This window comes from Nonomuraea glycinis, assembly GCF_035920485.1.
GTDB lineage: Bacteria > Actinomycetota > Actinomycetes > Streptosporangiales > Streptosporangiaceae > Nonomuraea > Nonomuraea glycinis.
On sequence record NZ_CP109166.1, the window covers coordinates 8,811,426 to 8,831,344 of the forward strand.

Here is a 19,919-nt window from a genome sequence, read left to right on the forward strand (position 1 = left end):
GCCGATGGAAGTCGAGTCATCGATCTGCCTGAGCGACCTGGTCCCTGCCCTGCGCTGGAGCCGTCCCCAGCAGGTGGCGGAGGCACTGACCGATGCGCGGCTCCCGGCCGCCTGGTGGTCCTCGCTCCCCCTCTCACGAGCCCTCGCCACGGCCGGGCTCGACTGGATCTGCGACCGGCTCGCGCTGCTGGCCACCGCCCGCTGGGACTACCTGCCACTCGCCGACGTGCTGCCCGCGCTGACGATCCACCACATCGACCCGGCGCTGCCGGGCTGGCCCGAGCCCACCAGGGCCGCCATCGCCGGCCTGGGCGGCTGGCACCGCCTGCGCCGCCTGTCCCCGGGTGACATGGGCACCCCTTCGGCCACGCCCGAGGCCGTGCTCGGCTCGGTGTTCCGCGAGGTGCTCGGCCGCATCTCGGCCCAGCCGGAGTCCGCGGCCCGCGCCGTACAGGCGGCAGGGCAGCCCGAGGCCGGCCGCGCGCCGCAACGCGGCCCGGCATCCGGCACCGGCTCCTTCCCCGCCGTCGGCGAGGGCGTACCGCGCACGACCGGCGCCTTCCCCGCCGTGGGCGAAGGCGTGCCGCAGCGCACGACCGGGACCTTCCCCGTCGCCGGCGAGCCGCAGCGCGCGACCGGCGCCACCCCCGCCCAGGGCGACGGGGCGCCGCAGCGCGCGCCGGGCGCCGTCCCCGCCCAGGGCGAAGGAGTGCCGCAGCGTGCGGCGAACGCCTTCCCCACTCCGGGGGACCCTGGCCCCGCCACCGGCATGTTCGCCGCGCAGAGCGGCAACCGCCCCGGCACCGGCTCCTTCCCCGCTGTAAGCCCCGGCGCGGGCTCGCCCGGCGACGGTGGTCCCAGCACCGGTTCCTTCCCCGCCCAGCGGGACAACCGCCCCGGCACCGGCTCCTTCCCCGTGCCGAACGCGAACCGCCCGGGCACGGGCTCCTCCCCGACCGAGAACCGCCCCGGCACGGGCTCTTCCCCGAACGAGAACCGCTCCGGCACCGGCTCCTTCCCCGTGCCGAACGCGAACCGCCCCGGCGCGGGGCCGTTCCCCGGCAACGGCGGTCCGAGCACGGGCTCCTTCCCCGCCCTCGGTGAGAACCGGCCGGGCAACGGGCTCTTCTCGGGACCGGGCGACAAGAATCCGAGCACCGGCTCCTTCCCCGCCGTCGGCGACAACCGCCAGAACGGCGGCCCCCCGCCCACCACCGGCTCCTTCCCGGCCCTCGGCGAGAACGGCGAGCCCCGGTCCCGCCAGACCGGCTCCTTCCCCGTCCAGAGCGGGAACGGCTCCCCGCAGCGCCCGCAGCCCGAGGCCCCCGTCGCCGTGCCTCTCGCGGCGCCCGCCACCCCGGCGCCCAGCGAGACCGACCACGCGATGGTCCGCGTGGTGGACAGCCTCTTCCGCAGCCTGAACAAGCTGGAGCTGTCCGTCGCGGTGCACCGCCTGTTCGCCGAGGACCCGATCAGCCTGCGCACCCTCGCGCACAAGATGCTCGTCGAACGGGACGTGCTCTCCCAGGCCCAGCGGACGGCCGAGGAACGCGTACTCAACTGGCTGCGCTCCTCGGAGTCCGCGCCCGTCACCGGCCACATGTTCCGGCTCACGGAGTGGCTCGGCTCGGCCGCCACCCAGGACCAGCTCATCGGCGCCGACCCCGCCCACCCGGTGATGGTGCCGTCGCTGCGCACCCCGCTGTGGCGGGTGCTCGTCACGCTGATGCCGGACCGCCGCCTGCAGGACGGCTGGCTCGTCATCGGCGACATCCACGGCCTCCAGTCCCGCACCAGGCAACTGCTGGCCGCCTCCCCGCCGGACACCGACATGGTGGCCCTGATGACCGAGCTCGGCATCCGCGCCCACTCGGCCAAGGCCTGGCTCGACGCCCTCCCGGCGGAGTCCGGGCCCGATCCCGTCGCCTCCGCCGCCCCTCCCCAGCCGCTCCCGCGCCGCACCCCCGGCGCCAACGGCCACCACCACAGAGGCGGCCAGCCCATCCCCGCGGCGTCGTCCGCCACCATCGACCCCACGGCCGCGCTCGCCACCCTCTCCGCCCTGTCCGGCGGCCGCTCCCCCGTGCTGCCCGGCAGCCTCGCGGGCACCCCCGCCACCCCGCCGCCCCCGCTCCCCAGCCCGTCGTCGGACCCCCGCCGCTGGCAGCGCATCGACGTCACCCCCGAGTATCTCCGCGGCGGCCCCGTCCCCGTCCCCGAGGGCTACGCCACCCAGCTCGGCATGCGCCCCGGCACTCTGCTCTCGGTCACCGGGCCCGGCGACAACGCCATCGTCCTGGTGTGGCAGGGCCACCAGCCGGTCTTCGACTCCCTCCAGCCCGTCCTCATGCGCCTCAACGCCCGCCCTGGCGACCAGGTGTACGTGACCGTGGACGGCTACCGCCTGGAGGCGCAGCTCACCGGCTGACCGTCAGTCGTCGAACAGCCCCACCGCGTGCACCTTGGCCGCGGCCTCGCCCCGGGAGGCGACGGCGAGTTTGGCCAGGATGTTGGAGACGTGCACGCTGACCGTCTTGACCGAGATGAACAGCTCCCCGGCGATCTCCCGGTTGCTGCGGCCGCGCGCGACCTCCCGCAGGACCTCCAGCTCGCGGGCCGTGAGGCCGAGGGGCAGGCCGTCGGGGGCGGCGCCGTCCGTCAGGGCGATCCTGGCGCGGCGGGCGAAGACGTCGAGCTGCTCCAGGAGGGGAACGGCGCCCAGTCGCTCGGCGAGCTCCCGGGCCCTGGTCAGCCGCGCGGTGGCCCCCTGCCGGTCACCGGCCGCGTGTGCCGCCTGCGCCGCGCCGCTCTGGGCTCTGGCTTCGCTGTAGGGCTGGTGGAGAGCCGCCCAGGCGGCCGCGGCCTGGTCCCAGGCCTTGACGCGCCGACCGGCCGCCTCGGCCCCGTCCAGAGCCTGGTCTGTCAGGGCCGTGAAGGTGAGGCGCTGGGCGTGCTGCAGGCCGCCCTCGACGTCGAGCCACTCGGCGATCGAGCGGAGCTCCGGCAGGAGGGGACCGCCGAGCTCGGCCAGGTGGACGAGCAGACCCCAGGAGTAGCGATGGTCGGCCGTCAGGTCGTGCTCGCGCAGGGCGCGCGCCGCCGCTTCGCGGGCCTCGCCGAGCCGGCCCTGGGCGTGCAGGAGCTGGACCTCCCTGCGCACGTGCGGCAGCACGGTCTGCTCGCGGAACTTGCCGCGGGACAGCACGCGCCGGGAGGCGGCCAGCAGCTTCTCGGCGCGGTCGAGCAGGCCGCGGGCGAGGGCGATGTCGGTGCCGAAGCCCTGCAGGCTGGCCTGGTGCGGGGGTGGCGGCACGAGGTCGAGGGCGTGCTCCACCACCTCCAGCGCCTCGTCCCAGCGGCCGAGCGACACCAGCGGCTCCGCCAGGTTGATCGACAGGAAGGTGCCGGAGGTGCGGGCCAGGCCGTACCTCTGGGCCAGGGAGATGCCGTCGCGGGCGACCTGGGCCGCCTGCTCGTGCCGGCCGGCGCCTTCGAGCACGTCGGACTCGGAGATGGCGCCCCGCATGATCGCGCTGTAGGCGTCGGCCTGGTCCGCGATGCGCCGCGCCTCGACGAACCCGTCGCGGTGGGAGTCGATCTGTGAGTAGCGGCAGCGCGCCCAGGTGAGGCTGATCAGCGCGTGCGCGTGGGTGGCGGCGTCGCCGACGGCCCGGCCGATGTCGATGGCCTGCTGCGCGTTGGCGATCTTCTCGGCGAGCTGCTCGGGCCGGTGGAGCATGCGCGAGAGCGATTCGAGCACCTGGCCGCGCAGCCTGCTCGGCGGGTCGGCCGGCACCAGGGACGCCGCCTCCCGCAGGTCGTCGACGTAGCCGGGGCGGCTCAGGTCGTAGCGCATGAGGCCGCGCTGGCGCAGCACGCGGGCGGCGGTGGCCGGCTCCGCCGCTCGGTCGATCTCCGTGAGGGCGGCGGAGGCCAGGGCCACGCCGCGGTCGTACTCCCCGGCGAGGTAGGAGACGACGGAGGTCTGGCGCAGCACGGCGGTGTGCCCGACGCCGATGCGCTCCTCCGCGTCGGGCACGTGGTCCCACAGCTCCAGCACTCTGGACAGCATCCCGAACTGCGCGTCGTAGGCGGTGGACTTGCGGGCCGCCGCGGCGGCGTGCCACGCGCTGATGAGCGCCCAGGTGGTGTCGCGGGCGGAGTGCCAGTGGTGGGCCAGCTCGACGGCGCCGCGCGGCGCGGGCAGGATCGACAGGTCGCGCTCGAGCGCCTCGGCGAACCTGGTGTGCAGGCGGGTGTGCTCCCCCGGCAGCAGGTCGTCGTGGAGGGCCTCGCGGATCAGCGCGTGCCTGAAGGCGTAGCCCTCGCCGTCGACGACGAGCACGTTGCCCGCCACGGCCGGGCGCAGCGCGCGCGCCAGTGCGTTCTCGTCCAGCCCGGCAACGGCGGAGAGCAGGTCGTGCTCGATGCGCTGCCCGCCCACACTGGCCACCCGCAGCAGCTCCTGGGTCTCCTCGGGCAGCCGCTCCACGCTGGCCAGCAGCAGGTCGCGCAGCGACTCGGGCAGCGCGTCGCCACCGCTCACCTCGCTGAGCAGCGCCTCGACGAACAGCGGATTGCCTTCGCTGCGCGCGTAGATCCGGTCCATGTCCACAGGGGACGGCTCGCGCTCCAGGATGCTCGCCGCCTGCTCGACGACCTCCCTGCGGGTGAGCCTGCCGAGCTCCAGCCGGGTGACCCAGCCGACGCGCCCGAGCTCGGCCAGCAGCGGGCGCAGCGGGTGCGCGCGGTGCAACTCGTCGGCGCGGTAGGTGACGACGATCAGCAGGCGGCCATCGCCGCGCTGGTAGCGGACCAGGAAGGACAGCAGGTCACGGGTGGACCGGTCGGCCCAGTGGGCGTCCTCGACGATCAGCACGACCGGCTGGTCCTCGGTCAGCCGCTCCAGCAGCCCGAGCACCTGCTCGAACAGCCGCGCCCGCGCCTCCGCCCCGTCCTGGTCCGGCTCGCCGAACTCGGGCAGCAGCCGCGCCAGCTCCCTGGTCGAGCCGCCCGGCACGAGCCGGGCGACGCCGTCCCGCCCGAGCGTGCGTACGAGACCGCGCAGCACGGCGGTGAACGGCGCGAACGGCAACCCCTCGGTGCCCAGCTCCAGGCACCCGCCGACGAGCACCAGGGCGTCATCGGCACGCTCGGCCAGCTCACCGACCAGGCGTGTCTTGCCGACTCCCGCCTCGCCGCCCACGAGCACGGTGGACGCCGTCCCGGCCCGCGCCCCGTCGAGGGCGTCGCCGAGCACGGCCAGCTCGCGGGCCCGCCCGACGAACAGGGGGCTCACCGTATGGATACTCACGCCCCCAAATATGCCACCCGTTTACGACAAGGTCAGCGCAGGACCTTGCGGAAGAACGTGGCCGACGCCTCGTAGCCCAGCGCGTGGTAGAACTCGGGCGCCCGCCGGGTGGCCATCCCCACATACCGGGCATTACGCGAGCGGGCCCACTTCTCGAACTCCTCCAGGAGCGCCCGCCCGATCCCCTGCCTGCGCGACCCCGTCTGCACCATGGCCTCCTCGACCCAGGCGACCGGCCCGTTGGCGAACAGCGTGAGGTGCACGTTGCCGAGCAGGTAGCCCTGCACCCGCCCGTCGACCACGGCCGTGATCAGCAGGGTGTCCTCGTCGTGCAGCAATATCGGCAACGCCTCGTCGAAGGCGTCGCGCTCGGGCCTGAAGGTCAGCCCGAACTCACGCGCCAACGCGAACACCGCGTCCGCGTCCGCCTTCTCGGCCTTCCTGATGACAAGGTCGTCAGCCGTCATGACGTATGACCCTAGATCGTGCTCCATCACCAGTCCAATCGCCGTTCACCGAGTGTCGAGGATTCCCGGTGAATCGCCTGGCCTGGGAGGGCCCCGTCCCTTGTCACAGGTCGCCGAGGCCGAGTTGGCGGGCGATGAGCATGCGCTGGACCTCGCTGGTGCCCTCGCCGATCTCGAGGATCTTGGCGTCGCGGTAGAAGCGCCCGACGGGGAACTCGTTCATGAACCCGTAGCCGCCGAAGATCTGGGTGGCCTCGCGGGAGTTGTCCATGGCGGCGTTGGAGGAGACGAGCTTGGCGATCGCCGCCTCCTTCTTGAACGGCAGGCCCGCGCGCATCCGGTCCGCCGCGTGGTAGTAGGCCAGCCGCGCGGTGTGCGTACGGGCCTCCATATCTGCGATCTTGAACTGGATGGCCTGGTAGTGGCCGATCGGGTGACCGAACGCCTTCCTGTCCCTGACGTACCTGAGACACTCGTCCACGCAGCCCTGCGCGAGGCCGACGCCGACGGCGGCGATGGCGATGCGGCCCTCGTCGAGGGTCTGCAGGAACTGCGCGTAGCCGCGGCCGCGCTCGCCGAGCAGGTTCTCGGCGGGCACGCGGCAGTCGGCGAACGACAGCTCGCGGGTGTCGGAGGCGTTCCAGCCGACCTTGGAGTATTTCCTGGAGACGGTGAAGCCGGGGGTCCCCGCGGGCACCAGGATCGTGGAGATCTCCCGCTCGCCGGTGAGCGCGGCCACGCCGACGACGCCGGTGAGGTCGGTGCCCGAGTTGGTGATGAACGCCTTCGTGCCGTTGATCACCCACTCCCCGCCGTCCAGGACGGCGGTGGTCCGCATCCCGCCCGGCACGTCGGTGCCACCACCGGGCTCGGTCAGGCCGAACGCGCCGAGCATCTCGCCGGAGGCCAGCCGGGGCAGCCACCGCGCGCGCTGGTCGTCGGTGCCGAACCGCAGGATCGGCATGGCGCCGAGCGACACCGCCGCCTCCAGCGTGATCGACACGCTCGAATCGACCCTGGACAGCTCCTCCAGCGCCAGGCAGAGCGCGAAGTAGTCGCCGCCCATGCCGCCGTGCTCCTCCGGGATCGGCAGCCCGAACAGCCCCATCGCGCCCATCTGCCGCACGATGTCGTACGGGAACTCCTCGCGCTCGTAGAAGTCCCCGATGACCGGGGCGACCACGTCACGCGCGAACGCCTCGACGGTCTTGCGCAGCTCTTCGTGTTCAGGGGTCAGCATGGCAGGTCAGCCTTTCGAGAGGGCCTGGACGACGCGGGAGGGGCTGGGCCGGCCCAGCCGTTCGGCCAGCCAGGTGCTGGTGGTGACGAGCTTGTCCAGGTCGAGCCCGGTGTCGATGCCGAGCCCGCGCAGCATCCAGACGAGGTCCTCGGTGGCGAGGTTGCCGGTGGCCGACTCGGCGTACGGGCAGCCGCCGATGCCGCCCGTGGAGGCGTCCACCGTGGTCACCCCCGCCCACAGCGCGGCCAGCGTGTTGCCGAGCGCCTGGCCGTAGGTGTCGTGGAAGTGCACCGCCAGCCGGTCCGGGGAGCCGAACGCGTCGATCAGGGCGGTCACGTGGCCGGGGGTGCCGACGCCGATGGTGTCGCCGAGCGAGAGCTGGTAGCAGCCGAGGCCGAGCAGCCGCTCGCCGACCGCCACCACCTGCGGGATCGGCGTGTCGCCCTCCCACGGGTCGCCGAAGCACATCGACACGTACGCCCGCACCCGCACCCCGGCCTCCAGCGCCCCGGCGACGACCGGCTCGAACATGTCGAACTGGGTCTCCAGGCTCCGGTTCAGGTTCTTGGCGGCGAACGTCTCGGTGGCGCTGGCGAAGACGGCGATCTCGTCGACGCCGTGCGCCAGGGCCCGTTCCAGGCCGCGCAGGTTCGGCACCAGCACCGGGTAGCGGACGCCCGGCCGGCGGTGCAGCCTGGACAGCAGTTCCTCGGCGTCGGCGAGCTGCGGCACCCAGCGGGGGTGCACGAAACTGGTCGTCTCGATCACCTTGTGCCCCGCGTCGGCGAGCCGGTCGACGAACTCCGCCTTCACCTCCACGGGCACGATCGCCGCCTCGTTCTGCAGCCCGTCGCGCGGGCCCACCTCGTGCACGGTGACCTGCTGCGGGAGGTCCCGCATCGGATATGACCTGCTCATCACGCCTCCTCGCTGGTGACGACGGCCAGTACGGCGTCCATGTCCACCTGCTGGCCGGCCTGCACGGGCAACTCCGTGACGAGGCCGTCGCGGGGGGCGGTGACGGTGTGCTCCATCTTCATGGCCTCCACGATCAGCAGCGGCTGCCCTTCGCCGACCCGGTCGCCCACCTGGGCCTTGACGACCAGGACGGTGCCCGGCATGGGGCTGCGGACGACGCCGTCCCCGCCGCCCGCCGCGCCCGGCCGGTCGCCGGGGTCGCCGACGCGGTGCCGCGTCAACGCCCAGGTGCGACCGTCCCTGCCGAGCCACAACGTCTCGCCGTCGCGCGCCCAGGCGTACCGCTCAGTACGTCCGCCCAGGGTGACGGCGAGACTGTGCCCACTGGTACGCAGCCTCGCGGGCACCCCCTCGGCATCACGAGAGCTGAGGTCCTGCTCGGCTGCTCCGGCGGCGGCTGTCGTACGGACCTCGGCGGCCTCTCGTGGCAGGCCCCGGACCTTCACGTCGTGTACGCCGTCCCGCGACTCCAGGCGGTAGGCGGTCCAGGCCGGTGGGCCGACGCGCCAGCCGTCGGCGATGTCCCACGGGTCGCTGCCCTGGGGGGTGTCGTGGAAGGCGAGCGCGGCGGTGGCCAGGACCTCGTCGGGGACGGCGGTGGTGGGGAGCAGGTCGGGGAGGATGCGTTCCACCAGGCCGGTGTCCAAGTCACCCGCCTGTACGGCCGGATGGCTGAGCAGGGCGCGCAGGAACGGGATGTTGGTGGTGAGCCCGAGGAGGGTCGTGTCGCCCAGGGCCTGGTCCAGGGTCCTCAGGGCGGTAGCCCGGTCGGGCGCCCAGGCGATGACCTTGGACAGCATGGGGTCGAACTCGCTGCCCACGACCCCGCCTTCCAGGAGACCGGAGTCCACCCGTACGAACGGTCGCGCGCCGTACAGTGCGCCGAGCTCCGCCGCACCCCCTCCCGCCGACCCGGCGCCGGGGAGAGGGCCGGAGGCAGGGAGCGCACCGGAGAGGATGCCGCCTGTGGGCGCGGGGCTCGTGGGTGGCAGGGAGGTGTGTGAGGGGCTTGGTGAGGGGGGTGGGGTGGGTTCGTGGAGGGTGAGGATGCGGCCGCCGGTGGGGAGGAAGCCTCGGGCGGGGTCCTCGGCGTAGATGCGGGCTTCGACGGCGTGGCCGGTCAGGCGTACCTCGTCCTGGGTGAAAGGGAGAGGGTGGCCGGCGGCGACGTGGAGCTGGAGGGCCACCAGGTCCAGGCCGGTGACCAGCTCGGTGACCGGGTGCTCCACCTGGAGGCGGGTGTTCATCTCCATGAAGTGGTAGGCGCCCGTGGTGCCGTCGACGATGAACTCGACCGTGCCCGCGCCGGTGTAGCCGACGGCGCGGGCCGCTTCGACGGCGGCCGAGCCCATGCGCTCGCGCGTCACGGCGTCCACGAAGGGGGACGGGGACTCCTCGATGATCTTCTGGTGGCGGCGCTGGAGGCTGCACTCGCGTTCGCCGAGGTGGACGACGCCGCCGTGGCCGTCGGCGAGGATCTGGATCTCGATGTGGCGCGGGTCGCCGATGTAGCGCTCGATCAGCAGGGTGCCGTCCCCGAAGGCGGCGCCGGCCGTGCGGCGGGCGGACGCCAGGGCGTCGGGCAGGTCGGCCGCGGCGGTGACCAGGACCATGCCCTTGCCGCCGCCACCGGCCGACGGCTTGATAAGGGCTGGGAAGTGCCGCCATGTGGTGAGGTCGTCGCCGGGCTCGGCGACGCCGGGGACGACGGGGACACCGGCGGCCGACACGGTGGCCTTGGCGCGGATCTTGTCCCCCATGGCCTCGATGGCCCCGGCCGGCGGGCCGACGAAGACCAGGCCGGCCTCGGCGCACCGGCGGGCGAACAGGGCGTTCTCGGCCAGGAAGCCGTACCCCGGATGGACGGCCCGCGCCCCGGCCGCCCCAGCAACCTCCACAATTGCCGAAATATCCAGATAATTCGGGATCTGGTAGGCCAGGTCAGCCTCCACGACGTGCCGGGCGCCGGCGTCCGAGGCGGTGTGCACGGCCACCGAGGTGATCCCGAGCGCACGCAGCGTACGGATGATCCGCACGGCGATCTCGCCTCTGTTGGCGACGAGCACGCGCTCGAAGGGCGTGCTGGGTGGGTGAGCCATGAGTCACATCCGGTAGACGCCGTAGCCGATGGGGTCGAGCGGGGCGTTGGCCACCGCGGAGAGAGCCAGGCCGAGGACCGTGCGGGTGTCGAGCGGGTCGATCACGCCGTCGTCCCAGATCCTGGCCGTGGAGTAGTAGGGGTTGCCCTGGTGCTCGTACTGGGCCCTGATCGCGTCGGCGTCCGCGTTGCCCACCGTGGTCAGCACGTTCGCCGCCTGCTCGCCGCCCATGACGGAGATGCGCGCGTTCGGCCACATCCACAGGAACCGGGGCGAGTAGGCGCGACCGGCCATGGCGTAGTTGCCCGCCCCGAACGACCCGCCGATCATCACGGTGAGCTTGGGCACCCGCGCGCACGAGACCGCGGTGACCATCTTGGCGCCGTGCTTGGCGATGCCGCCCGCCTCGTAGGCCTTGCCGACCATGAATCCGCTGATGTTCTGCAGGAACACCAGCGGGATCCGCCGCTGGTCGCACAGCTCGATGAAGTGCGCGCCCTTCATCGCCGACTCGCTGAACAGGATGCCGTTGTTGGCGACGATCCCCACCGGGTGGCCGTGCAACCGGGCGAAGCCGGTGACGAGCGTGGCGCCGTACTCCGCCTTGAACTCCAGGAACCGCGAGCCGTCGACCAGTCGCGCGATGACCTCGCGCACGTCGTACGGCTGCCGGGTGTCGGCGGGGACGATCCCGTAGAGGTCGCGCGGGTCGTGGGCGGGCGGCTCCGGCTCGGTCGTGTCCCAGGGGCGCGCGGCGCGCGGGGCCAGGGTGGAGACGATGTCGCGGACGATGGCCAGCGCGTGCGGGTCGTCCTCGGCGAGGTGGTCGGTGACGCCGCTGACCCGGGCGTGCAGGTCGCCGCCGCCGAGCTCCTCCGCCGTGACCTCCTCGCCGGTGGCCGCCTTCACCAGCGGCGGACCGCCCAGGAAGATCGTGCCCTGGTCGCGGACGATGACGGCCTCGTCGCTCATGGCGGGCACGTACGCGCCTCCCGCGGTGCAGGAGCCGAGCACGGCGGCGATCTGCGGGATGCCGCGCGCCGACATCGTGGCCTGGTTGTAGAAGATGCGGCCGAAGTGCTCGCGGTCGGGGAAGACCTCGTCCTGCTTGGGGAGGAAGGCCCCGCCGGAGTCGACGAGGTAGACGCACGGCAGGTGGTTGTGCAGCGCCACCTCCTGGGCGCGCAGGTGCTTCTTGACGGTGATCGGGTAGTAGGTGCCGCCCTTGACGGTGGCGTCGTTGGCCACCACCACGCACTCGCGGCCGGAGATCCTGCCGACGCCGGTGATGATGCCGGCGGCGGGCGCCTGGTCGTCGTAGAGCCCATTGGCCGCCAGCGGCGACAGCTCCAGGAAGCGCGAGCCGGGGTCCAGCAGGCCGTCGACGCGGTCGCGCGGCAGCAGCTTGCCGCGCGCGACGTGGCGCAGCCGCGAGCGCTCGGGGCCGCCCAGGGCGGTGGTGGCGAGGCGTTCGAGGAGGTCGGCGGCGAGCCGCTCGTTGAGCTCGGCGTTGCGCTTGAAGACCTCGCTCGCACGGTCGGCGGCCGACTTCAGCACCGGCCAGTCGCTCATGTGTCCCCTCTCATCATGGCCACGATGTTAGCCATCATTAACGTAACCGTCTAGCATGTGAGACGTGACCACCGCTCAGGCACCTACCCGAAATCGCGGCAACAGGCGTGCGGAGATCCTGGCCGCCGCCGCGAGCCTGTTCGCCGCGCGCGGCTTCCACGGCGTCTCCATCGAGGACATCGGCGGCGCGGTCGGGATCTCGGGCCCGGCGCTCTACCGGCACTTCAGCGGCAAGGACGCGCTGCTGGCCGAGATGCTCCTGGACATCAGCTCCCGGCTGCGCGAGTCGGCGGTCGCGGTCGTCACCACGGCGAGCGGGCCGGGCGAGACGCTCGACGCGCTGCTGCACGTGCAGCTCACGTTCGCGCTGGAGCAGCCGGCGCTGATCACCGTGCACGACAGGGAGCTGGGCAACGTCCCCGAGGGCGAGCGGCGGCGGATCAGGCGGCTGCAGCGGCTGTACGTCGAGGAGTGGGTGACCGTCCTGGCGGAGCTGCACCCGTCGTGCCCGCCCGCGCGCCTGCGCGCGGCCACCCACGCGATCTTCGGCCTGCTCAACTCCACGCCGCACAGCGCCGGCGAGCTGCCGCCGCAGGACATGCGGCCGCTCCTGCACGCCATGGCACGCGCCGCGATCGAGGCCTCAGTTAACGCCCGCTAACTTTCAGTCGATCCACTGAAAACGTCTTGTTGTGCCGACTATCTAGATATATCTTTTACATATCTCGAAGGTAGAGGTTTGTCTGCGACGACGGCAGCCATGCCTACCGGCTGACCGGGCGGGCCGCCCGCCACCTCAGGCCAGATACGGCGGAGGATCGAATGAGCACCGAAACGGCTGTGGCCGTCAACAGGTTACGCAAAACGTACGGTAAAACCGAGGCCGTCAAGGGCGTGGACCTTGAGGTGGCGTCGGGAGAGGTGTTCGGCTTCCTCGGGCCGAACGGCGCGGGCAAGCCGAACGAGGGATTGTGACGTAACTGTGCCTCTTGAATCCCGCCGGATACACGATCGAGCCCTGAAGCCGTCGCCGGACCCTCACTGACCTAGGGGTCTATGAACGATCTTGCTTAGGATCGCTCTCACACAACTTCGATCATGAGATTCGGGCTCTCGGCGAGCTATGGCGAGATGGGGCGCGATCCTGCCCGATGCGGCTTGCTGTAGCGCACGCTCACGGGCTCTCACGCACTCCCCGGATAGACGACCCCCGAGAAGGGGTCAAGTCGCTCAGCGTGGCTCTCAGGGCCGTACAGCACGAAACCCCCGATCGCGCCGTCAAACTTGACCGGGGGTCCCGTCGTCACCTGTGACAGGGAGGCATCGGCACGATGTGACGCGGTCAGGCTACCCCCGGACATGACGAAGCCCCCACCGTTCCACGGGCGGGGGCTTCGAGGGGAACCCGTTCCCAACACGTGATCAGGCTACCCCCGGACATGACGAAGCCCCCACCGTTCCACGGGCGGGGGCTTCGCCTACGAGTGATTCCCTGCACTCGCCGTCAGGTTACGCCGTCGTCGGGATGTCCAGCATGCGGAACGCCTCGTTCACGACCACGTCCGAACCCGTCCGGAACGTCATGAACATGTGGCGCTGACCGGTCGGCCGACCGTTCGCGCCGTAGTCCGGGAGGAACTCGACCGTGGTCCCGATGCGATCCACGATCACGAAGTTCGAGAAGTCGCCGTACACCACGAGGTAGTTGTTCGCCGTCGCCGCAACGTTGATCGCGCCGTCCATGTTCGAGTTCTCGTGCCACGGCTTCCCGAGAAGCATCGGCGGGTTCTCCCGAAGCTCGGGGAACTGGAGAGCGCCGTTCGTGGTCTCCATCTGCCGGTACGTGTTCGCCGTCGCGATGTGGCTCATGAACCGCGCGTTCGCGCTGAACCGCGCCGGTAGGGCGTTCTGGAGTGCGAACGGGTCGGAGTCGTCGAGCGCTTCCGAACCGGTGCCGTTGATCTCGCTCGCCGTGCCCGCGAGCGCCGTCACGATGCCGGTCGGCTCGGTCGAGCCCGCACCGGTCGTGTACGCCGTCGCCATGAGCTGATCGGCCGCGTCCTGACTCGCCCGGCGAAGCTGGTTGGTGAAGTCGAGCGCATCCATCCCGAGTTCGTAGGAATAGATCACGTCCACATCGCCCATATAGACGGGGATCGGTGCCGCCGCGAGAGCCGGGGTTCCATCGGCCGCCTGAGACCCTTCGGTCTTCCATTCGGCCGTGGCACCGGCGGACGTGACCCCGTTCCACGAGTCGCTGACCGTGGTCACGACCCGCGAGATCTCCCGAAGCGGGTTGTTGCTGCCGTCGCTCGTGAGCATGATCGCGGGGTCGATCACGAGCGGCACCATGGCCGCGCCGCCGGACAGGTTGAGCGCGGTCCGGACCTCGTTCGCGGCGCGGTACGCGGCGCTCTCCTCAGCGGTCCACGTCATGTGACCCCGGATCGGGTCGGCCGCGAGCTTGGCGAAGGCGCGAACGTACGCGTCGTCACCGGCCGCCATGATCCACCGGGTAGCGAGGTCGCGTTCCGGCTTCGGGCCGACGTCGAGAAGGCCCTGAGCCACTTCGGCCGCGCGAGCCGGAAGCCGGTTGCCGCTCACGAGGTCGTCGAGCCGCCAGAGCGCGAGGTCACGCGCCCGGCTCGCCGTCCCCCGGACGGGGGCTGACTGCGGTCGGTCGATCCGGCCGGTACGGGTCGCGTCACGGGCGAGTTCGTCGCGCCGGACCTCGGTCCGGTACTCGCGAACGAGAGCGTCGATCTGGTCGTTCGTCTCGTTCCAGCGGGTGAGATCGTCACCGCTGATCGGGTCGTCACCGGCCGCCGCGTCGATCCCGGTAAGCACGGTGCGAAGTTCGTCGATCTCCGAACGGATCTCGACAGGGGTACGTCGGGACATGGCTGATCTCCTGAAGTCGATCACTAATGGATCAACCCGTCAGGAAGTGGGCGAACGCCCGGCGGTTCCGTCTGCGCTCGATCGTCGGCCGGTCTCGGGAAGGTGGGTCAGGCCCGACGTTCCCGACCGGCGCGATCAGCGCGGGGTCTGTTGATCAGCGTACGTCATTCGCTCTGCCCGACCGCTTCCGCGTCCGGCGGGGGCGCGACGAACGAACCCATCCCGCGCTCTGTGTAGATCAATCCGTCCTCACGGAGCTTGACCAAGACCTTGTGAGCCGTCGTGCCAGCGATCCCGAACTCTTGCTGAAGGTCACGTTCGCCCGGTACGCGTTGCCCCGGCTTGTACAGGCCGGAAGCGATCCGCGCGGCGATGATGTCTCGGACCTGTCGCCATCGGGGCTGATCGTCTCTGAGTTCCGCCATGTGGATCACAGTAGAAATCCGTCGTGCAGGGTCCGGCAATGGCTGTAACTGTGGTGCACCACCGTGCACTCATGTTTGACTGTGCGTCATGAGTGAGCCTGAGTACGAATCGCCGGTAGCAGGGTTCGAGGTCTGGCGAGAGGATGACGGGAAGTGGCGCGGTCGGCATAAGGAATCCGGCCGGACGATCAACGCCGAACAGTGGGAAATGCTGGTCTGGCGAGCCCGCGAGACGATCCTGTTCATCACGATCACGAACGTCGGCGAGATGCTCGACCAGGCCGTGAGGTCTGCGACAGAGCCGGACGGCGAGCGCTAGCCGATCAAGGCTCTGACCAGGGGCTTAGCGCTAAGCGAGCTTCGCCCGCGCGTACGGGATCGGGGGTGCGTGCTTAGCGTTGGCGCTTAGCGTTCGTATCTGGCTGACTAGTTGTCACGTGCTGAACCCCGCCAGGGAAGGCACGTCGAGCGCTCGCGACGGTCAGAGATAGAGCCCCGGCAACGGCCTGTCGTCGGGCTCGGGCTTGGTCGGGCTCTCGGTCGCGTCGTCGTTCGCGAGGGCCGCGAGCCCGCGCGGGGAGACCATGAACAGGATCTCGCCACGCTCCCACCGGCTGATCACGTCGGCCGCGTCCGGCCGCTCGAAGAGTTCGATCAGGAGACCGGCGACGTACTGACTGAACGCCGTCTTGACGGGGTCGGGCTTGATCTCGGGGGTCTGGTTGGTGCTCATGCCTGTTCCTCCGCTGTGTAGTCCCTGAGCAGACGCGCCCGGCGTTCCGCGCGCTTCGCCCTGAGGTCGTCGAGCTGGGTTTCGTCGTCGGCTTCGCCGAGATGGCTCATGACGTTCTGAAGTTCCCGGATGTTGGCCGCGAGCCCCGCCTGATGAGAGTCGATCGCGCTCGCGAGCGCGACGGCCGACCGGGCGAGAATCATCTGAGGTCCGGCGTCGGACTTCACGGGCAACGTGTCGATGTAGTCGAGCACGGCCGCGAGCACGCCCCCGCCGTCCGGGACCTCGAACCGGCGGGTAGCCGGTCCGGTCGCGTCCGGGCACCGGTCCGGGCTGCACATAGAATGGTCGCCGCGCCGGTGCGCGCGAGACCTTCGCTGACGCACCGCGTCACTGTCGGGTCCGTAGCTGGTCATCTGGCGTTCCTTCCTTCGGTGGATCACGTGATACCGCTGGTCACGGTCACGGCGAGCGGGATGGAAGAGGGCGGGGTCTACCTCTTGAGCGATCTTGCGACGATGATCGAGGCCACCCCCCGGTATCCGGTCGTCGTCGAGCTGGTCGAGCGCCGAACCCCGCCAAGGAAGGGCACTCGTGGTACCGCGCGTACCAACTGGTACCGCGTGTACCGGTACGACCGTGGTACGTACTTCGGTACCGTCCGTACCATTTGGTACGACTGTGGTACGTGGTTACGGAACCATCGGTACGCATCGCTGGTCAGCGCGTCGCGTAGATCACGATCACGCTCGCGAGTGTGAGCACCACGACCGCGAACGTGTACCAAGTCTCGGTCGCGATCAAGAACCACACGGCGAGCGCGCGAGGTACGCGGATCACGATCGACCATGCGCGCTGAACCGCGCGACCGAACGCCACATCTTCGCGAGGAACGATCTCGGACCACGTCGGCCGCTCGTGGATCACCACGGGCATTCCGTCGAAGGTGGTCGGTGCGCCTATGAGCGCCTGGTCTTGCGATGCCGCCCGTCGTTCGAGCTGCCCCTTCATCGTGCCCCTCCCTGGTCTTCGGGGCACCCGAGAGCATGAGCCCATTCGACGCGCCCCCCTTCGATCACGACGGCGCACCCGTCACACTGGGCGTGCCGGTCGGGGGCAGTTAGGAGCTGCCCCCGGCTGGTCTCGGTCATGGTCATGACTCCTCTCGGTTCCCGTCCGGCCGGTCGGCCGCCGGGGGTCTGCGCATCGCTTCCCGAGCCCTCTCGGGGCTAGGGATGATCAGCGGTATCGGAAGGTCGCCCATGCGGCACACCATCGCCACAAGTTCGGCGCGTGTGTGGCACCGCCCCCACAACGCCAGTAGTTCGGCGTGCGTCATGGACGCGATAGCTAGACCTAGATCTTCGTCAGTTGGTTGTCTGGCCATGATCCGCTCTCCTTCTCTGTGACTCTCCGTGGTTTCCCGAGCGGCTTCGTGCCGGGCTCAGGTGGGGGGTGTAGGGGGTGTAGAGGGTCATTTCCAACGGTCTGCCTGTAGATCCGGGGCACCTATGTACCTTCAGCCCTGTGTTTCCCGACGAACCACTGAAAGTGACCCTCTACACCCCCTACACCCCCTTTCCGAGCCCCGCCGGTAAGCCGATCGGGTGCTAACTCTCTGTGCCGAACTGAACGACGCGGTACGTGTCGCCCTTCTTCGCATTGGGCCTGACCTCGATCGCGAGGTCTCCGACGTATCTGTCCTTCCTGTTCTTGGCCCACTTCCCGAGCGACCTCGCGAAGCCCGCCTTCCCGATGGTCCGACTCCACTTGTCCGCGAGGTCGCCGGGGAGCTTGGTCGGGTCGAACTTGCCCGCCGGGAACTCGTCGTCATCGCCCGTGAACAGGCTCAGACCGGCGTCCGGCTCAGCGATCGTCTCGACCAACGCGGCGATCTTGAACGGCTTCCCGATCCCCACGACCCGAGCGACCTCGGTCAGGAACTCGCGCCATTCCTTGTCGTCATCACTCTCAAGGTGCGCTTCGTCCTTCCGGCCGAACTCACCGGCGAAGCCTGCCCACGAGAGCATTCCGGCCATGGCCGCGTCCCACGTCGCGTAGTCGTCGCTGCGCTTCCGGGGCGCGGTCGGCCGACCGGCCGCGAGCCACCCTCTGACGATCGTCAGGAGAGCCGCGATGATCTCCCCCCGGTGCTCGGGGACCCACGTCCGGAGATCGAGCGCGAAGCCGCTCCGCTCGTGAGGTCGGGGCATCTTCGGATCGATCACGATCCAGTAGCAGCGCCGGGCGAGGTCGCCCCCGATCTCGGCATTGTTCGCCGTGATCGTCCACACGCGATCGTTCGGCGCGGTCCGCTCACTGTTCTTGCCGAGAAGCCGATCCGAGAACGTCGCCGTCGTCAGCAGCCCCTCGAAGGCCGCGCTCTTGATCTTCCCCCGGACGTTGTCGAGGGTGACCACGGGCGCGGTCGTCTCCGTGAGGATGCCGAGTACGCCCTTCGTCAGCTCAGCGTCTGTCTCGGGGAAGCCCGCACGGAGGATGCCCCCGTGAACGGTCCGGGGAATGCTCGCGAGGAAGCTCTTCCCCGCCCCCGGCGACGGCGCGTTGATGACGAACGCGGGGTACGGACCCGGCAGCATCGCCCGCATGATCGGCGTGAAGAGCATCCCGAACCAGTTGGCGCGGTGGTGCTCTTCGACGAACGGGAACTCAGCGACGATCGAAGAGACCAGCCGGACGGCGTCCTTGATCTCTTCGGGGGTCGGGATCACGCTGACCGGCGGGACGACAAGCCCGGCTTCCGGCAGGAACAGGAGACCGGTCGCCGCGTCGTATCCGGGTCGGTCGAGAATGCCCCCGTCCGGCCGCACGATCGGCGTGTGCGTGACGCCACGAAGGACCCGAAGGTTCGGGACCCCGTCACCTGAGCGAGCCGCAGAATGCGCGTGGTTCGCGCATTCGGTCGGCAGCGTCTTCCGCTCCCACCACATCCGGGTCTTGGTCGGGGTCTCGTCTTCGTCCCTGTCCCCTTCCTCGCTCCCGTCCTCTCCCTTGATCTCCTTCCGCCGGACGACCCCGAGCGAGTACCGGATCTCAACGGCCGTCTTCAGGTCGAGCGCCGTCATGGCGCGTACCTGAGCGGGACCGTCTTCCTCGTTCTCGGCACGGGGCGGGACGTATCCCTCTTCGCCGACTCGGGGCGTGAACACCATCTCGCCGCCGCGCCGGAAGAGCCCCGAGAGCGGACCACGACCCAGCTCTTCACGAAGCCAGTCGTTCGCGTCGCTCTTACTTCCGACCTTGATCCTCGTGAGACCGGTCTTCGGGTCGGGGGTCGCGATCTTGACCTTCGTCGTTGCGCCGGTGATCGTCTCGTATCGGATGCCGTGAAGGCTCGCCGCGAGTCGGTCGGCGCACTCGGCGCACGGGTCCGCGTCGGGGTTGGCTTCGCACTTCGGGCACCACTTGATCTCGTTCATGCCGCCACCCCCAGCGCTTCCACGGTGCTTCCGGTTTCGTAGGTCCCGGCGAGAAGCCCGGCGAACCCCTGAGCTTCGTAGAGCGGGAAGGCGTCGGCACGGAGGATCTCGCCACCGACGTTGATCAGCGGGTTGCCCCTGAGGTCGAAGCCGACCACGGGCCATGTCTCGCCGTCCGCGTACTTGGCGACGTAGTCACCACCGGGGGCGGGGTAGCGAAGCCCCCCGACCGGTGCGGTTGCCTGTGACGGCTGGTCAGACGTACCCTGAAGGGGAAGAGCTTCGTGTCCAGCGCCGATCTTCGTTGAGAGGTCGCCCCCGCCAGGGCGGCCTTTCTTGTTTTCGATCATCAGTGCTGCCCGCCCTTCAGGAGCAGCCCGATCGTGGCGCGCTGGTCGTCGTTCAGGGGCGGGAACTTCGCGGCCATCTCGCGGACGACCTTCGCAATGTGCGCGGCGTGAAGCTCGCGGTACATCTCGGTCGTGTCCGCGTCGGGGTTGTGCCGCTTGGTCGTCGCGATCTTCGCGGCAACCCGTCCGGGGGTCGGCATCTCAGCCATAGCAAGATCTCCGATTCGGAGTGATCTTGCGGTGCCATCCCCCGGTGACTTCACGGGGGTCCGCTGGTACAGCGATCAAGGCGTTTCCGGGGCGAGGTCGTCAACCTCTTTGCCGAGCCCCGGCGCTGGTTCGTGACCAGCGATCTACCTACACGGTAGGGGACCGTTTTACCTAATGCAAGTCGAGAGCC

The 19,919-nt window shown here is 70.4% G+C and carries 17 protein-coding genes and 1 pseudogene; 4 read left to right on the plus strand and 14 right to left on the minus strand.

The features are described from left to right. Nucleotides 1–4 precede the first annotated feature (4 nt). Complete coding sequence (locus OHA68_RS41520) at nucleotides 5–2,428, plus strand: hypothetical protein (protein WP_327105128.1); 2,424 nt, start codon at nucleotides 5–7, stop codon at nucleotides 2,426–2,428. A gap of 3 nt (nucleotides 2,429–2,431) precedes the next feature. Here OHA68_RS41520 and OHA68_RS41525 read toward each other — a convergent pair whose 3' ends face one another. From OHA68_RS41525 to OHA68_RS41550, 6 genes are all read right to left on the minus strand, one after another. Continuing rightward, a complete protein-coding gene (locus OHA68_RS41525; RefSeq protein ID WP_327105129.1) occupies nucleotides 2,432–5,314 on the minus strand; it encodes a helix-turn-helix transcriptional regulator in 2,883 nt (960 codons plus the stop codon). 32 nt (nucleotides 5,315–5,346) lie between these two features. Continuing rightward, nucleotides 5,347–5,781, minus strand: coding sequence for a GNAT family N-acetyltransferase (locus OHA68_RS41530; protein ID WP_189144029.1), 435 nt, complete (start codon nucleotides 5,779–5,781; stop codon nucleotides 5,347–5,349). A 103-nt stretch (nucleotides 5,782–5,884) separates the two neighbouring features. Continuing rightward, complete coding sequence (locus OHA68_RS41535) at nucleotides 5,885–7,021, minus strand: acyl-CoA dehydrogenase family protein (RefSeq protein WP_327105130.1); 1,137 nt, start codon at nucleotides 7,019–7,021, stop codon at nucleotides 5,885–5,887. 6 nt (nucleotides 7,022–7,027) lie between these two features. Next, nucleotides 7,028–7,939 carry a hydroxymethylglutaryl-CoA lyase gene (locus OHA68_RS41540; RefSeq protein WP_189144031.1) on the minus strand — a complete coding sequence of 304 codons (912 nt, stop codon included), beginning with the start codon at nucleotides 7,937–7,939 and terminating at the stop codon, nucleotides 7,028–7,030. After that, nucleotides 7,939–10,098 (minus strand): acetyl/propionyl/methylcrotonyl-CoA carboxylase subunit alpha, encoded by a 2,160-nt coding sequence (locus OHA68_RS41545; RefSeq protein WP_327105131.1) that lies wholly within the window; start codon nucleotides 10,096–10,098, stop codon nucleotides 7,939–7,941. Before OHA68_RS41545 ends, OHA68_RS41540 begins: the two co-directional genes overlap by 1 nt. Before the next feature lie 3 nt (nucleotides 10,099–10,101). Further along, complete coding sequence (locus OHA68_RS41550; protein WP_327105132.1) at nucleotides 10,102–11,670, minus strand: carboxyl transferase domain-containing protein; 1,569 nt, start codon at nucleotides 11,668–11,670, stop codon at nucleotides 10,102–10,104. Nucleotides 11,671–11,734: 64 nt separating this feature from the next. On the opposite strand from OHA68_RS41550, the gene OHA68_RS41555 reads away from it, so the two are divergent. Next, a complete protein-coding gene (locus OHA68_RS41555) occupies nucleotides 11,735–12,331 on the plus strand; it encodes an SACE_7040 family transcriptional regulator (RefSeq protein ID WP_327105133.1) in 597 nt (198 codons plus the stop codon). Nucleotides 12,332–12,492: 161 nt separating this feature from the next. Next, nucleotides 12,493–12,627 (plus strand): annotated as a pseudogene (locus OHA68_RS41560) (ABC transporter ATP-binding protein); the annotation flags it as partial. 552 nt (nucleotides 12,628–13,179) lie between these two features. Here OHA68_RS41560 and OHA68_RS41565 read toward each other — a convergent pair. Together OHA68_RS41565 and OHA68_RS41570 are read right to left on the minus strand one after the other, a co-directional pair. Continuing rightward, nucleotides 13,180–14,571, minus strand: coding sequence for a phage major capsid protein (locus OHA68_RS41565; protein WP_327105134.1), 1,392 nt, complete (start codon nucleotides 14,569–14,571; stop codon nucleotides 13,180–13,182). Nucleotides 14,572–14,735: 164 nt separating this feature from the next. After that, the gene (locus OHA68_RS41570) at nucleotides 14,736–14,996 is read right to left on the minus strand and encodes a GntR family transcriptional regulator (RefSeq protein ID WP_327105135.1); all 261 of its coding nucleotides are present in this window, start codon (nucleotides 14,994–14,996) and stop codon (nucleotides 14,736–14,738) included. Nucleotides 14,997–15,084: 88 nt separating this feature from the next. On the opposite strand from OHA68_RS41570, the gene OHA68_RS41575 reads away from it, so the two are divergent. Further along, complete coding sequence (locus tag OHA68_RS41575) at nucleotides 15,085–15,315, plus strand: hypothetical protein (RefSeq protein ID WP_327105136.1); 231 nt, start codon at nucleotides 15,085–15,087, stop codon at nucleotides 15,313–15,315. Between the two features lie 162 nt (nucleotides 15,316–15,477). On the opposite strand, the gene OHA68_RS41580 is transcribed toward OHA68_RS41575, so the two are convergent. The 6 genes from OHA68_RS41580 to OHA68_RS41605 form a co-directional block, all read right to left on the minus strand. Next, a complete protein-coding gene (locus OHA68_RS41580; RefSeq protein ID WP_327105137.1) occupies nucleotides 15,478–15,729 on the minus strand; it encodes a hypothetical protein in 252 nt (83 codons plus the stop codon). Continuing rightward, nucleotides 15,726–16,145 carry a hypothetical protein gene (locus OHA68_RS41585; RefSeq protein WP_327105138.1) on the minus strand — a complete coding sequence of 140 codons (420 nt, stop codon included), beginning with the start codon at nucleotides 16,143–16,145 and terminating at the stop codon, nucleotides 15,726–15,728. The genes OHA68_RS41580 and OHA68_RS41585 overlap by 4 nt, the downstream gene beginning before the upstream one ends. Before the next feature lie 304 nt (nucleotides 16,146–16,449). Continuing rightward, nucleotides 16,450–16,740: a hypothetical protein gene (locus tag OHA68_RS41590; RefSeq protein WP_327105139.1), complete on the minus strand. Its 291-nt coding sequence runs from the start codon at nucleotides 16,738–16,740 to the stop codon at nucleotides 16,450–16,452. 599 nt (nucleotides 16,741–17,339) lie between these two features. Then, a complete protein-coding gene (locus OHA68_RS41595; RefSeq protein WP_327105140.1) occupies nucleotides 17,340–19,169 on the minus strand; it encodes a hypothetical protein in 1,830 nt (609 codons plus the stop codon). Beyond that, nucleotides 19,166–19,519 carry a hypothetical protein gene (locus OHA68_RS41600; RefSeq protein ID WP_327105141.1) on the minus strand — a complete coding sequence of 118 codons (354 nt, stop codon included), beginning with the start codon at nucleotides 19,517–19,519 and terminating at the stop codon, nucleotides 19,166–19,168. Before OHA68_RS41600 ends, OHA68_RS41595 begins: the two co-directional genes overlap by 4 nt. Beyond that, complete coding sequence (locus OHA68_RS41605) at nucleotides 19,519–19,728, minus strand: hypothetical protein (protein WP_327105142.1); 210 nt, start codon at nucleotides 19,726–19,728, stop codon at nucleotides 19,519–19,521. Before OHA68_RS41605 ends, OHA68_RS41600 begins: the two co-directional genes overlap by 1 nt. Nucleotides 19,729–19,919 lie beyond the last annotated feature (191 nt).

What these genes read in the sequence shown, in the direction of transcription:
- OHA68_RS41520 (WP_327105128.1), top strand. Translation starts at nt 5, where the DNA reads ATGGAAGTCGAGTCATCGATCTGCCTGAGCGACCTGGTCCCTGCCCTG.
- OHA68_RS41530 (WP_189144029.1), bottom strand. Translation starts at nt 5,781, where the DNA reads ATGACGGCTGACGACCTTGTCATCAGGAAGGCCGAGAAGGCGGACGCG.
- OHA68_RS41535 (WP_327105130.1), bottom strand. Translation starts at nt 7,021, where the DNA reads ATGCTGACCCCTGAACACGAAGAGCTGCGCAAGACCGTCGAGGCGTTC.
- OHA68_RS41540 (WP_189144031.1), bottom strand. Translation starts at nt 7,939, where the DNA reads ATGAGCAGGTCATATCCGATGCGGGACCTCCCGCAGCAGGTCACCGTG.
- OHA68_RS41545 (WP_327105131.1), bottom strand. Translation starts at nt 10,098, where the DNA reads ATGGCTCACCCACCCAGCACGCCCTTCGAGCGCGTGCTCGTCGCCAAC.
- OHA68_RS41550 (WP_327105132.1), bottom strand. Translation starts at nt 11,670, where the DNA reads ATGAGCGACTGGCCGGTGCTGAAGTCGGCCGCCGACCGTGCGAGCGAG.
- OHA68_RS41565 (WP_327105134.1), bottom strand. Translation starts at nt 14,571, where the DNA reads ATGTCCCGACGTACCCCTGTCGAGATCCGTTCGGAGATCGACGAACTT.
- OHA68_RS41570 (WP_327105135.1), bottom strand. Translation starts at nt 14,996, where the DNA reads ATGGCGGAACTCAGAGACGATCAGCCCCGATGGCGACAGGTCCGAGAC.
- OHA68_RS41575 (WP_327105136.1), top strand. Translation starts at nt 15,085, where the DNA reads ATGAGTGAGCCTGAGTACGAATCGCCGGTAGCAGGGTTCGAGGTCTGG.
- OHA68_RS41580 (WP_327105137.1), bottom strand. Translation starts at nt 15,729, where the DNA reads ATGAGCACCAACCAGACCCCCGAGATCAAGCCCGACCCCGTCAAGACG.
- OHA68_RS41585 (WP_327105138.1), bottom strand. Translation starts at nt 16,145, where the DNA reads ATGACCAGCTACGGACCCGACAGTGACGCGGTGCGTCAGCGAAGGTCT.
- OHA68_RS41590 (WP_327105139.1), bottom strand. Translation starts at nt 16,740, where the DNA reads ATGAAGGGGCAGCTCGAACGACGGGCGGCATCGCAAGACCAGGCGCTC.
- OHA68_RS41595 (WP_327105140.1), bottom strand. Translation starts at nt 19,169, where the DNA reads ATGAACGAGATCAAGTGGTGCCCGAAGTGCGAAGCCAACCCCGACGCG.
- OHA68_RS41600 (WP_327105141.1), bottom strand. Translation starts at nt 19,519, where the DNA reads ATGATCGAAAACAAGAAAGGCCGCCCTGGCGGGGGCGACCTCTCAACG.
- OHA68_RS41605 (WP_327105142.1), bottom strand. Translation starts at nt 19,728, where the DNA reads ATGGCTGAGATGCCGACCCCCGGACGGGTTGCCGCGAAGATCGCGACG.